This is a genomic window from Arcobacter sp. s6 (assembly GCF_040884245.1).
Lineage (GTDB): Bacteria > Campylobacterota > Campylobacteria > Campylobacterales > Arcobacteraceae > Aliarcobacter.
This window is the reverse complement of the sequence record NZ_JBEVTN010000001.1, coordinates 116,136-130,063: the sequence shown is the minus strand read 5'-3', so window position 1 is coordinate 130,063 and position 13,928 is coordinate 116,136. Positions and strand designations below refer to the sequence as shown.

At 27.3% G+C, this 13,928-nt stretch carries 13 protein-coding genes; 9 read left to right on the top strand and 4 right to left on the bottom strand.

The window, feature by feature from the left end; translation table 11 throughout:
• Positions 1–220 precede the first annotated feature (220 nt).
• Both ABVS04_RS00585 and ABVS04_RS00580 read left to right on the top strand, forming a co-directional pair.
• The gene (locus ABVS04_RS00585) at positions 221–1,717 is read left to right on the top strand and encodes an aldehyde dehydrogenase family protein (RefSeq protein WP_368028705.1); all 1,497 of its coding nucleotides are present in this window, start codon (positions 221–223) and stop codon (positions 1,715–1,717) included.
• A gap of 76 nt (positions 1,718–1,793) precedes the next feature.
• Complete coding sequence (locus ABVS04_RS00580; RefSeq protein ID WP_368028704.1) at positions 1,794–2,171, top strand: DUF779 domain-containing protein; 378 nt, start codon at positions 1,794–1,796, stop codon at positions 2,169–2,171.
• 60 nt (positions 2,172–2,231) lie between these two features.
• Here the strand turns inward: ABVS04_RS00580 and ABVS04_RS00575 are convergent, their stop codons facing one another.
• The 3 genes from ABVS04_RS00575 to ABVS04_RS00565 all read right to left on the bottom strand — a co-directional run bounded on the left by ABVS04_RS00575 (position 2,232) and on the right by ABVS04_RS00565 (position 3,539).
• Positions 2,232–2,450, bottom strand: coding sequence for a cold-shock protein (locus tag ABVS04_RS00575; protein ID WP_172124872.1), 219 nt, complete (start codon positions 2,448–2,450; stop codon positions 2,232–2,234).
• A gap of 224 nt (positions 2,451–2,674) precedes the next feature.
• A complete protein-coding gene (locus tag ABVS04_RS00570) occupies positions 2,675–3,064 on the bottom strand; it encodes an ExbD/TolR family protein (RefSeq protein WP_368028703.1) in 390 nt (129 codons plus the stop codon).
• A gap of 1 nt (position 3,065) precedes the next feature.
• On the bottom strand, positions 3,066–3,539 hold the full coding sequence (locus ABVS04_RS00565; protein WP_368028702.1) for a MotA/TolQ/ExbB proton channel family protein: 474 nt from the start codon (positions 3,537–3,539) through the stop codon (positions 3,066–3,068).
• A gap of 63 nt (positions 3,540–3,602) precedes the next feature.
• On the opposite strand from ABVS04_RS00565, the gene ABVS04_RS00560 reads away from it, so the two are divergent.
• Complete coding sequence (locus ABVS04_RS00560) at positions 3,603–4,463, top strand: 1-aminocyclopropane-1-carboxylate deaminase (protein WP_368028701.1); 861 nt, start codon at positions 3,603–3,605, stop codon at positions 4,461–4,463.
• Here the strand turns inward: ABVS04_RS00560 and ABVS04_RS00555 are convergent.
• Positions 4,456–7,596, bottom strand: a complete 3,141-nt coding sequence (locus tag ABVS04_RS00555; RefSeq protein ID WP_368028700.1) for an EAL domain-containing protein — start codon at positions 7,594–7,596, stop codon at positions 4,456–4,458. The genes ABVS04_RS00560 and ABVS04_RS00555 overlap by 8 nt on opposite strands.
• A 117-nt stretch (positions 7,597–7,713) precedes the next feature.
• On the opposite strand from ABVS04_RS00555, the gene ABVS04_RS00550 reads away from it, so the two are divergent.
• From ABVS04_RS00550 to ABVS04_RS00525, 6 genes are all read left to right on the top strand, one after another.
• Entirely contained in the window at positions 7,714–8,223 is a 510-nt protein-coding gene (locus tag ABVS04_RS00550; protein WP_368028699.1) for a shikimate kinase, read from the top strand.
• On the top strand, positions 8,224–9,525 hold the full coding sequence (gene hisD / locus ABVS04_RS00545) for a histidinol dehydrogenase (protein ID WP_368028698.1): 1,302 nt from the start codon (positions 8,224–8,226) through the stop codon (positions 9,523–9,525).
• A 128-nt stretch (positions 9,526–9,653) separates the two neighbouring features.
• Positions 9,654–9,956 (top strand): DUF2018 family protein, encoded by a 303-nt coding sequence (locus tag ABVS04_RS00540; RefSeq protein WP_368028697.1) that lies wholly within the window; start codon positions 9,654–9,656, stop codon positions 9,954–9,956.
• Positions 9,957–9,969: 13 nt separating this feature from the next.
• Positions 9,970–10,869, top strand: a complete 900-nt coding sequence (locus tag ABVS04_RS00535) for a polyprenyl synthetase family protein (protein WP_368028696.1) — start codon at positions 9,970–9,972, stop codon at positions 10,867–10,869.
• A complete protein-coding gene (gene hemA, locus ABVS04_RS00530; RefSeq protein ID WP_368028695.1) occupies positions 10,870–12,168 on the top strand; it encodes a glutamyl-tRNA reductase in 1,299 nt (432 codons plus the stop codon).
• A gap of 45 nt (positions 12,169–12,213) precedes the next feature.
• Entirely contained in the window at positions 12,214–13,920 is a 1,707-nt protein-coding gene (locus ABVS04_RS00525; protein ID WP_368028694.1) for a proline--tRNA ligase, read from the top strand.
• Positions 13,921–13,928 lie beyond the last annotated feature (8 nt).

Here is a 13,928-nt window from a genome sequence, read left to right as displayed (position 1 = left end):
AAAAAAATTGTAGCAGATATTTCAAAAAAATCAAAGAAAAAAAACTCTTTAAAAGTACGAAAACAAGGGAATTTGTAACAAATCTTATCACCGCTATATTCACGCTATACAAGGGCTTTATTCACGCTATAAATCTCATGTAGAATTTCATCAAGCGAAAAGATAAGTTTATAAACTTAACACTTTTTCCAAAACAAAACAAATAAAAAAGGATAATAAAATGATTTACAGTAAACCTCAATACAAATCTCAATATGAGAACTTCATCGGTGGAGAATGGGTAGCTCCTACAAGTGGTGAGTATTTTGATAACATTTCACCTGTTGATGGTGAAGTTTTAACAAGAATACCAAGATCAAATGAAGCAGATGTTGAAGCTGCAATTTTTGCTGCTGATAAAGCATTTCAATCTTTTAAACACACTTCAGTTGTTGAAAGAAGTAATTTATTGAATAAAATGGCTGATGCAATAGAAGCAAATTTGGAAAAACTTGCAATTGCAGAAACTTTAGATAATGGAAAAGCAATTAGAGAAACTTTAAATGCTGACGTTCCTTTAGTTGTTGATCATTTTAGATATTTTGCATCAGTAATTAGAGCAGAATCTGGAACAGTTTCAGATTTAGATGAAAATACGATTTCTCAAGAAATTCATGAACCATATGGTGTTGTTGCTCAAATTATTCCATGGAATTTTCCTTTATTAATGGCTGCATGGAAATTAGCACCTGCATTAGCAGCTGGAAATTGTGTTGTTATGAAGCCTGCATCTGCAACTCCTATGTCAATTTTATTATTAATGGAAGCAGTACAAGATGTATTACCAAAAGGTGTTATTAATATTATTAATGGTGCAGGTGGAAAAATTGGTAAATTCCTTTCAACTCATCCATTAGTTAAAAAAGTTGGATTTACAGGTGAAACTACAACTGGTCAATTAATTATGCAATATGCAACTGAAAATATTATTCCTTCTACATTAGAACTTGGTGGAAAATCACCAAACATCTTTATGGAATCAATTATGGATGCTGATGATGAATTCTTTGATAAAGCAATTGAAGGTTTAGTGTTATTCGCATTTAACTCAGGGGAAGTTTGTACTTGTCCGTCACGTGCATTAATTCAAGAATCAATTTATGAGCCATTTATGGCAAGGGTACTTGAGCGAGTTAAAGCTATTAAATTAGGGAATCCTTTAGATACTGATTGTATGATGGGTGCTCAATGTTCATTAAGTCAAAAAGAGAAAATTACTGAATACATTAAAATTGGTAAAGAAGAGGGTGCTGAACTATTAATTGGTGGAAATGTTCATAATTCAGAAACTAATCCAAACGGTTACTATATTGAACCAACACTATTTAAAGGTCATAATAAAATGAGAATTTTCCAAGAAGAAATTTTTGGACCAGTTCTTGCTGTTACTACATTTAAAACTGAAGAAGAAGCATTAGAGATTGCAAATGATACAATTTATGGTTTAGGTTCAGGTGTTTGGTCAAGGGATGCTCACCAATTACATAAATTTTCTAGAGGAATTGAAGCTGGAAGAGTGTGGGTAAATTGTTACCATATTTATCCTTCACATGCTTCTTTTGGTGGATACAAAAAATCAGGAATTGGAAGAGAAACACATATGATGATGTTAAATTCATATAGACATACTAAAAATATTTTAACTTCATACAATAAAAATAAATTAGGTTTCTTCTAGGATTTAATCTAAAAACAATAACAAAACCCATAGAAGTTCTCCTCTATGGGTTTTTTGCATTACAAAGGATTTTAAAATGTCAATTAAAAGAGTAGACGTAACACCTGCAGCAGCTGTTGTTATTGAAAGATTAAAAGAAGAACATGGTGAATTAGTATTTAACCAAAGTGGCGGATGTTGTGATGGAACAGCTCCCATGTGTTATGAAAAAGGTGATTTTTATGTTCCTAGTCGTAATGTAAAATTAGGTGAAATTTGTGGATGTGAGTTTTTTATAGATAAAGATCAATTTGAATACTTCAAACACTCATTTATTACAATAGATGTAAGAGAAGAAAAATCTGCATTTGGAAATTCATTTTCTCTAGAAATAGATATAGGTTATCAATTTATTACAAAATCAAGAATTTTTACAGATGAAGAATATGCTTCTTTAGATAAATCAGAAAAATAGAGTAAAAAAAAAGGGAAAAGAGTAAAACTCTTTTCCCTTTTTTAAATAGTAAAGCTAAAATTATAAAGCTGTTACGTTTTCTGCTTGAAGACCTTTTTCACCTTGACCAACTTCAAAAGTAACTTTTTGACCGTCATTTAATGAAACTCTACCATAACCAGTGTTGTTGATATTTCTGTAGTGTACGAATACATCTTTTCCACCGTTATCTTGCTCGATAAAACCATAACCTTTTTCGCTATTAAACCATTTTACTGTTCCGTTTACTAATGTTGCCATTGTAACTCCTTTTCTTTTTTGTTAAAATATACTTCATTTCTAAAGTGTTGAAGATATAAAATTGAGAATTCTTTAGATTGATTGTGTACTTAAAACTAGCGTTACAAGAAAAACATAAACTATAGATGAACCCTAAACCATCTTTCAATGGGATTATTATAGCACAAAAAAAAGAAAATAAACTTTTTTATTGAATTTTTTTCATTATTTTCGTAAATTCCTATTTATTTCTTCTCTTCATTTGTTACTAAAGCAAGATTTGAAAGGTTATATTTTTGTAATAAATCTAAAACTTTTACCACTCTTTGATACTCTACTTTTTTATCAATTCTAACAATGACAGGCTTTTCTCTATCTTTAATAGCTTTTAGATTGTCTTCTAAAGATTCAAAAGATACTTCAATTCCTTTTATTGCAAGTTTATCTTGGCTTAGCTCAATAAATACTTGTTCTTTTTGAATTTCCATCTCTTTTGCATTCGATGTTGGTAAATCTAATATTAGTGCTAACTCTTCTTTTTTAAAAACAGAGGTAACTATAAAGAATATTAAAAGAATAAAAACAACATCTATTACAGGTGTTAAGTCTAATCCTAAGGATTCTCTTCTTTTCATATTATTCTTGCCCAACTAACTCTTTTTTAGCTTTTAATTCAATTGAATCAATCATAGAGATAAAATGATTATAAGCTATTTGATGTGGAATTGCTACAATTAAACCAGCAATTGTTGTAATAAGTGCTATTCCAATACCATTTGAGAAAATAGTTGGATCTCCTAAACCATTTTGAGTAATTGCTTCAAATGATTTATAAACTCCAATTACTGTTCCCAAAAGTCCTAAAAGAGGAGCAACAGTAGCAATATTTTTTATAATAGTTAAACCTGATTCTAACTTTTTTACTTCATATTCGATTTGAGATGAAATAGTTGAATTTATAGTTACACGATTTTTTATTTTATTTATCATCGCATTTTTTCTAGGAAGTGTAAAAAATTTCCATAAAATAATAGTGAAGCCAACTATATTTAATGCTATTAAAATATAAACTATAGCTCCACCTTTATCAATATAACTCATTAAATCCATTTTAAACCCCAATATTTTTTTGTTATTGTACAAAACTTTTGCTAATAGATGGTACAATTTTTTATGAACTATATAAATTCCCCAACTGAACAAATTACTTTTAATGCTAGAAAATATTTTGTAAAAAGAGATGATTTACTGAATATTGATTTTTCTGGAAATAAAGCTAGAAAACTCTATTATTTCTTAAAAAATGATTTTCCTAATATAAAAAAAATAGTTTCTTGTGGCTCAGCTCAATCAAATGCAATGTACTCTTTATCTGTATTATGTAAAATCAAAGGTTTATTATTTGATTATTATGTAGATCATATTGCATCTTTTTTAAAAGAAAATCCAAGTGGAAATTATAAATTTGCTTTAGAAAATAAAATGAATATTATAGAAGATGAAGTTCCTACAACTTTTGAAAAAGATGTTTTATTTATAAGTGAAGGTGGTGCTGTAAAAGAGGCTTGCTTTGGTCTTGAAATATTAGCAAATGAGATTATCTCTTGGGCAAATGAAAATAAAATAGAGAAACTAAAAATTTTTTTACCCAGTGGTACAGGAACTACAGCTCTTTATTTACAAAAATATCTTCCCTTTGAAGTATTAACATGTGCTTGTGTTGGTGATGAAGATTATCTAAAAAAGCAGTTTGATATGCTTGAAAAAGAGAATCATCCTATAATTATAAAAAGAGAGAAAAAATATCATTTTGGAAAATTATATAAAGAATTTTATGAAATTCATAAGGAACTTTTAGCTCAAACAAATATAGAGTTTGATTTTTTATATGATAGCTTAGCTTGGATTTGTCTTGAAAAATATCTAAAAAATTTTGAAAAACAAGATTTTGAAATATTATACATCCATCAAGGAGGATTATTGGGAAATATTTCTATGCTTGAAAGATATAAAAATAAGTATGATTTTATTTAAAGTTTCTTGCAAACTCAATAAAATCATTTTCTCTTAAAGCTTTAGCATAGAACCAACCTTGAATTTCATCACATTCTTCTTTCTCTAAAAACTCTTTTTGTTTTTGAATTTCAACACCTTCTGCAATAGTTTTTATTTCTAATCCTTTTGCAAGAGCAATAATAGTTCTTGCAATTGCAACATCTTTTGTATTATTTGGTAATTCATCAATAAATGATTTATCAATTTTTAGTTTATCAATTGGAAACTTTTTTAAATAACTTAAAGATGAATATCCTGTCCCAAAATCATCAATTGCAAGTTTAACTCCTAAATCTTTTAGCTTATTTAAGGTTAAAAGAGATTGTTCAATATTTTCTATAATATAACTTTCTGTTAGTTCAATTTCTAAATATCTTGCATCTAAATTTGCTTCTTTTAAACTATTTACTATAAGTTTGAATATATCAGAGTTTTTTATTTGAACACCAGAAATATTAACAGCAACTACTGCATCTTGAATTAAATTTAAATTTTGAAGTTTTTTAATAAATGAACAAGCTGATTTTAATACGAATTCTCCTAATGGAAGGATTAATTTTGTTTCTTCTGCATATGAAATAAATTCTTTTGGTAAAACTAATTTACTATTTTTATAATTCCATCTAATTAGAGCTTCTAATCCAACAATTTTATTTTCTTTTATATTTATTTGTGGTTGATAATATACTTCAAAATCGCCATTTTCTAGAGCATCAGAAATTTCTTTTTTCATAATGATTTTTTCAAAAATTTCACTAGTCATTTCATTTTTATAAAATTGAAATTGATTTCTACCAGCATTTTTAGCACTATACATTGCGGTATCAGCTTCTTTGATTAAATCTTCAGTATCAAGTCCATTATTTGGGAATAAAGATATACCTATACTAATTGTAATATCAAAAAGATATTCTTGAAGTTTTATAGGTTCTTTAAAATCATCTAATATTTTATTAGCAATTTTTTCTACATTTTTTATATTATCAATATTTTCAATAACTATAATAAATTCATCTCCACCAATTCTTGAAATAGTGTCATCAGCCCTTAGATTTTTTTGTAATCTTGCTGCTACAAGATTGATAATTTTATCACCAATTGAGTGTCCATATGTATCATTAATCATTTTAAAATTATCAATATCAATAAAAAAGACAGCTAATACTTCTTTTGCATGATTTGCATGAGCAATTGATTGATCAAGTCTAGCTTTTAAAAGCAATCTATTTGGTAAATTCGTCAATGGATCATGATGAGCTAAAAATTCAATTTTTTCATTTGATTTTTTGATTTTTGTAATATCAGAAAAAATTGCAACATAATTTAAAACATTTCCAGAAGAATCTTTTACAATAGAAATATTTAACCATTCAGGATATATTTCACCATTTTTCTTTCTATTCCAAACTTCACCTTGAAATTGACCTGTTTGTGATAATTCTTTCCATAAATTTTCATAAAATTCTTTATTATGTTTTCCTGATCTTAAAATTTTAGGATTTTTATAAAGAATATCTTCTTTTTCATAACCGGTTATTTTTGTAAATGCATTATTTATTGAAATAATTTCATTTTTATGGTTTGTAATTATAATTCCCTCAGTTGTATTTTCAAATACAATATCTGATAATTTCAATTTTTTTTCAATTTTTTCTTCACTTGTTATATCTTTGAAAATACAATGAGTTTTTAATTCTCCATTTATATTTGAAATATTACCTGTGAATTCAGCTAAAATAATTTCTCCATTTTTCTTCTTTATTCTTAGTCTTTCATTTTCAACTTTTTTTGTATTTATAAATGCTTTGAATAGAATTTTTAGTTTTTCATAACTTTCATCTGTGAAAATACTAAATTTTTCTCCAATTGCTTCATCTTTTGTATAACCTGTTATTTCTGTCCATTTCTTGTTTACACTCGTGATAATTCCTTTATCATTTAGTGATTGATAAGGATAAGGAACTTGTTCATATAAAAATTTAAATTTATTTTCAATTTGTTTATTTGTATGGGCAATTTCAGTTATATTTGTAAATAATAGTTTTATTATAGCGTTATCAAGTAAAACTGTATTCATAATTGTTAATTGAAAAACATCATCATTTATTTCTAAAATTTCATTTTCACCAAAATCATTTGTAAGAATTTTTTTATAAATTTCATTCCATTTATGTTTAGGTATAATAGTTGTGATATTTTCATCAATTGCTAAGTTAAATAATTTTTTTGCTTTTTGATTAAACCAATATATAATCTGTTCTTCTTCATTATCAAAAATCTCAATTACAGCTTCATTTAAGGAATTAAAAGTACTTTTTATATCTCTTAATTTTGATTCTAAAAATAAATTATAGTTTCCTTTAATATTATTTAAGATGTCTTTTGAAGTGATTATAAAATAATCTTTTTTGAATTTATCAAAAATTACAGCTCTCCTAATATCTTCTTTTTTCATTGTTTCGACAACTTTAAATAATAATTCTTCAGAATCAAAACAAATAATATTTCCATGCATAACTTCTTGAATATTTAATGAAGTGTCAACATGTTTTTGTGCAAGATTTATAACATCACTTTCAGTCAATATACCTATAGGTTTAGCCTTATCAAATATTAGGATAGAACCAATATATTTTTCACTCATTATGTCAATAGCTGCTTGAATATTTGCCTCTTTTTGTACAAATATAGCTTTTAAATTATTTCTTATTAAATCTTTTGCTTTTGTATGGGTTTTAAATATGTCTTGTTCAAATTCATAAATTAGTTTTTCTTGTAATATAGTTCCTAAATAGTCTCCTTGAGTGTCAACTATTATAACTCTTCTGATTCTGTGATTTAACATTAATCCTAAAATATAATTAATTTTTCTATTTACTTTACTTGTTATTAAACATTTTTTTGCATAGTCAATCGCTTTTAAATTTAAATCAATATGTTTAGCATATAAAAACAAAATATCTCTTTCAGTTATAATTCCAATGGGCTTATTATTATCTAATAATACGAAATGCTTAGTTTTATTTTTAATCATTAAATCTAGGATTTCTTGTAAAGTTACATTATAATCTATTGAATTATTACTATTTGAAAGTAATCTTGTTAAAGCCATATATTTCCTATCTTCATCTAGTTATTATTTTAAATGATAGCAAAATAAAGCCTAATTTTAGCTAATGAAAACACTTATATATAAAAATTTAAATAAGTTTAGATATAATCCTCAACTATGAAAAAGAACAATATAATATTAATAGGTTTTATGGGTGTTGGTAAAGGCACAGTTGCACGTGGATTAGTTGAAAAATCTAATATGATGGCAATTGATACTGATGATTTAATAGAAAGTATGGAAAATAGAAAAATCAAAAAAATTTTTGAAATTGAGGGTGAACCATATTTTAGAGCTTTAGAAAAGAAAACTGCATTGTGGTTGCAAAAAAGTGTTCGTAACACTATTATTTCAACAGGTGGTGGATTTTATAAGCAAGAAAATATAAACAAAATAGGAAAGGTTGTTTATTTAAAATCATCGTTTCAAGGTATATTAGACAGAATAAATGCTGCTCCAAATGCAGAAAATAAACTAAAAAAAAGACCACTTTTACAAAATATGGAAGAAGCAATTAAGCTTTATAATTCAAGAGCTAAAGAGTATGAAAAAGTTGCTAAAATAGTTGTTGATGTTGAAAATAAAGATTTAAAAGATATTGTAAAAGAGATTTTAGGACAAATATAAATGAAAATTATAAATACAAAAGATAACAATTTTAATGAGCAATTTGAAACAATTTTAGCTAGAGCTAAGAGTGATATCAAGGGTGTTTCTTCTATTGTTATGAATATTATTGATGAAATTGTTGTTGAGGGAAATACAGCTTTAAAAAGACATATAGAAAAGTTTGATAAATGGGAAGTTAAATCAGATGAAGATTTGATGATAGATCCTACTGATATGAAAAAAGCATATGATAATATTGATGAGAAATTAAGAAATGCTTTACATATCGCATATGATAGAATTAAAAAATATCATGAAAAACAACTTCCAAAATCATGGTTAGACTTTGAATCAAATGGTACTATTTTAGGTCAAAAAGTAAGTGCAGTTGATAGAGCAGGGCTTTATATTCCAGGTGGAAAAGCTGCATATCCTAGCTCTCTTTTAATGAATGCAATTCCAGCAATCGTGGCAGGCGTTGAAGAAATAGTTGTTTGTACTCCAACTCCTGATAATGAAGTAAATGAACTTTTACTTGCAGCTTGTCACCTTTGTGGAATAAAAAAAGCTTATAAAGTAGGTGGGGCTTCTGCAATTGCTGCAATGGCTTATGGAACACAAACAATTCCAAAAGTTGATGTTATTACAGGTCCAGGTAATATTTTTGTAGCAACTGCTAAAAAACTTGTTTTTGGTGAAGTAAATATTGATATGATTGCAGGTCCAAGTGAAATTGGAATTCTTGCAGATGAAACGGCAAAACCTCACTATTTAGCTATTGATTTATTATCACAAGCTGAGCATGATGAGATGGCTAGTTCTATTATGATTACAACATGTGAAAATATTGCGAATAAAACAAGTGATGAGGTAGAAAACTACTTAAAAACTTTAAGCAGAGAAACGATTGCTAGAAAATCAATTGAAGATAGAGGTGCCATTATTATAGCATCAGATATAAATGAAGCAATAAAATTAATGAATGAAATAGCGCCTGAGCACTTAGAAGTTATGACTAAAAATGCCTTTGAATTATTACCATTTATTAAACACGCAGGGGCAATTTTCCTAGGTGAAAATACTCCTGAGCCAATTGGTGATTATTTAGCAGGTCCTAATCATACATTACCAACCGGAAGTACAGCTAAATTTTATAGTCCATTAAATGTGGAAAATTTTATGAAAAAAAGTTCAATTATTAATTTTTCAAAAAATGCTATAGATGAACTTGGTGAAGCTTGTGCATTACTTGCAGATACTGAAGGTTTAACGGCTCATGCAAAAGCTGTTAGAGTGAGACTTGAAAATAAACATGAATAGGGTTTATTCTTAAAGCCCTTTAGGTTTTTGCTACTTTTTAAGGATTTTTTATAAATCCTGCTAAAAAAGTAGAGATTAAATGAAATAGGTTCCCTTTTTAAGAGGAACGATTTAAAAGGAATATACACATGTCAACATTTAAAGATTGGTTTACAGAAGATGAAGATGATATTTTTATGGGAAGCCCGAAATCAAAGTTTTTTGATGTAAGTAGAGAAGCTTCAAAAGATATTGTTGAAGAAGAAATAGATAAAATTGTTGAAAAATTAGCAGTTTTAGAAATGATTATTAGCAAAGATAAGGGTGAAGACTTTGATATCAATCAATACATTAAGGATTATACTTTAGATAATATGTCAGAAGTAAAAGCTATGAAAAAAGGTTTATATGTTGAATTTACAGGTGAAATTATTTGTAGATTAGATTCATAAGGTAAAAATTTAAGTGGAAGAATTAGATAAAGTTAAAAATCAAATAAGAGAATTTGTTGAAGTTTGTAATCATAAAAAAAGTTTAGATTTACTTAATAATTTAGCAACAGGAAAAATGTTGCGATCTAAACTCATTTTAAAAATTGCAGGTGTAACTCCTGAAAGTATTAATCTTTGTGCTATTGTAGAAATGATTCATGCAGCATCACTTTTACATGATGATGTTATAGATGAAGCTAATATAAGAAGAGGTAAACCTTCTGTTAATGCACTTTACGATAATAAAACATCTATTATGTTTGGAGATATTTTATATTCAAGAGCATTTACAGAATTGACTTTAATGGATAAAAAAGTTGCTTATACTATTTCAAACTCAGTAACACAATTAAGTATAGGTGAGATGTTAGATGTTGATTTGGCTGAAACTTTTAATACTTCTTATGATAAATACCTAGATATGATTTATAAAAAAACAGGATCATTAATAGAAGCAGCAGCAAAAGCAGCAGCAATTTTAGCTGGACTTGATGAAAATAAATATGCCTTATATGGACGAAATTTAGGTGTTGCTTTTCAAATGATTGATGATATTTTAGATATTACACAAGATTCACAAACTTTGGGCAAACCTGCAATGTCAGATTTTGCTGAAGGTAAAGTTACCATTCCATATCTTTTACTTCATGAACGATTAGAAAACAAAACAAAATTAGAATCTTTATATAAAAAAGAGTTAAATACTGATGAAATCTTGTGGATTAAAGAACAAATGAATATTACGAAAGCTTTAGAAGATTCAATTTCTCAAGCTAGAGAAATAGGAAATATAGGTATTAATGCAGTAAGAAATGAAAAAGATAGTGAAACTTTAGTATTTATTATGAAGGCAATGATTGAAAGAGAGTTTTAAATGAGTTACTTAGTAATTAGTTTTTCTCATAAAAATATAGATATAAAAATGAGAGAAAAACTAGCTTTTGGTAGTAGTGAAGACAAAGATAGATTTATAAGAGTTCTTTTAGAAAATGAACATACTAAAGAAGTTGTTTTATTATCAACCTGTAATAGAGTTGAAATCATCACTAGATCTTCAAATATAAAAAATAGTGCAAAAAATATTATCGAAAAATTATCTTTATATTCAGGAATTAATTTTGATATTTTATATGAAAGAGCTGATATATATGATAATGATGGTGCAGTACATCATCTTTTTTCAGTAGCTTCTGCACTTGATTCATTAGTTATCGGGGAAACACAGATTGTAGGACAATTAAAAGATGCATTTAGATTTTCACAAGCACAAAATTATTGTTCTTCAAATATAACAAGAGTAATGCACTATGCTTTTAAATGTGCAGCTAATGTAAGAAACGCTACATCTTTAGGAACAGGCTCTGTTTCTGTTGCCTCTACTGCTGTTGCAAAAGCTAAAGATATTATTAAAAATACAAAAGGTGTAAAAGCTTTAGTCGTAGGTGCAGGAGAAATGAGTGAGCTTACAATTAAGCATCTTATCTCTTCAGGTTTTGATGTTATCTTAACAAGTAGAGATATTAAAAAAGCTCAAATCTTAGCAAACTCTTTTGAAGTTCATGTTAGTGTTGAACCATATAGTGAGCTATCAAATCTTTTAGCAAAAATTCCAGTTATGATAACAGCAACTGCTGCTCCTTATCCAATAATAACTAAAGATAATGCTCCTAGTGCTTCAATTGATAGATATTGGTTTGATATAGCAGTTCCAAGAGATATTGATGAAAATATTTCACTTAATGGTTTAGAAATTTATTCAGTAGATGATTTACAAGATATAGTAAATGAAAATATGAGTTTAAGAGCAGAACAAGCAAAAACAGCATACGGAATTGTAAGCAGAATGTCAATTGAATTTTTTGAGTGGTTAAAATCACTTGAAATTGAGCCTGTAGTAAAACATCTTTATGTAAAAGGTGAAAGTATTATTGATAAAAAAGTGAAAAATGCTATTAAAAAAGGTTACATAAGAGTAGATGATGAAGAAAATATTAGAAAACTTTGTCAAACGGTTATAACAGAATATTTACATAATCCTTCTAAACAATTAAAAGATATTTCAAAAAATATGGAGTGTGATATAGTTGTAGGAGCGGTTCAAAATATGTTTGGACTAGCAAGTGATTCAAATAGATCAAATAAATATAAATGTGATCATTTAATAAAAAATTGAATTAAGAACAATTAGAAATAAATTAAAAAAATAGGAAAATAGTATATGAAATTTAGCAAAATGTTTATACCTACAACAAAAGAAACTCCAAATGATGCAACATTGCCATCACATCAATTTTTATTGAGAGCTGGATTTATCTCTCAAACAGGTGCTGGAATTTATGATTATATGCCTTTGGGAAAAATTGTTTTAGATAAAATTAGAGCGGTTGTAAAAGAAGAAATGGATAATAGTGGAGCAAATGAAGTTCAATTTGGTTTTGTAACACCTCTTTCTTTATGGGAAGAATCAGGTCGAGCTACAACTATGGGAAATGAACTTCTAAGATTTAAAGATAGAAAAAACAGTGATTATGTTTTATCTCCTACAAATGAAGAAGCTGCTGTAAATATGGTAAAAAATAGAATTACTTCATATAAAGATTTACCTGTTAATTTATATCAAATTTATACAAAATTTAGAGATGAAGCAAGACCAAGATTTGGTTTAATGAGAGGGAGAGAATTCTTAATGAAAGATGCTTATTCTTTCCATTCATCTACTGAAGATTTAGTAAGAGAATTTAATCTTATGGAAGAAACTTATAAAAAAGTTTATACAAGACTTGGTTTAGAATTTAGAGTAGTTGAAGCTGATAGTGGTGCTATTGGTGGAAGTGGTTCTAAAGAGTTTCATGTTCTTGCAAATAGTGGTGAAGATACAATTGTTGTTTGTGATTCTTGTGATTATGGTGCTAATATTGAAGCTGCTACAAGAAAAGCAAATAGAAAAGAAAAATTAAAAACAATTTCAGTTGAAAAAATAGAAACTCCAAATTGTAAAACAATAGAAGAAGTTAGCTCATTTTTAAATGCTGATGCATATTATTCTATGAAAGCTGTTATCAAAAATGCAATTTTTGAAGATAAAACAAAAACAGTAGTTTTCTTTATAAGAGGAATTGATGAGTTAGAAGAAACAAAAGCTTGTAATTCTGTTGGTGCTTTAGAGCTTGAAGATGCAAGTGAAGATGATATTACAAAATCTGATTTAGTTGCAGGTTATTGTGGAATTGTTAATCTACCAAAAGATGTTTTAGTTATAGTTGATAATGAATTAAAAGAAGATAATAATTTAGTTTGTGGTGCAAATGAAGAAAACTATCACTTAAAAGGTGTTGATTTAACTTCAATAGAGGGTCTAAAATTTGCAGATTTAGTAGCTGTAAAAGAGGGTGATACTTGTGCTTGTTGTGGTGGAATATTATCATACACAAAAGGAATTGAAGCTGGGCATATTTTTCAATTAGGTACTAAATATTCAAGTGCTATGAATGCAAATTTCTTAGATTCTAATGGAAAAGCACAACCATTTGTAATGGGATGTTACGGAATTGGAGTTTCAAGATTGGTTGCTGCTGTAATTGAACAAAATCATGATGAAAAAGGATGTATTTGGACAAAAGAAACAGCTCCATTTATGGTGGATATTATTGTCTCAAACTCTAAAAAAGATGAAGAAGCACAAGCGGGTGAAAATATTTATAATGAATTAAAACAAGCTGGTGTTGAAGTTATTTTAGATGATAGAATAAATGCAAGATTTGGTTTTAAAATAGGAGACTTTGAACTTATAGGATTTCCTTATGCTGTTGTTATTGGTAAAAAACTAGCTGATGGCTTTGTTGAATTAGTTGACAGAAAAACTTTAGAAAAAACAGATGTTAAAATAGAAGAAGTAAGTGCAAAAATTTTAGAACTTTTGAAATAATATATTAA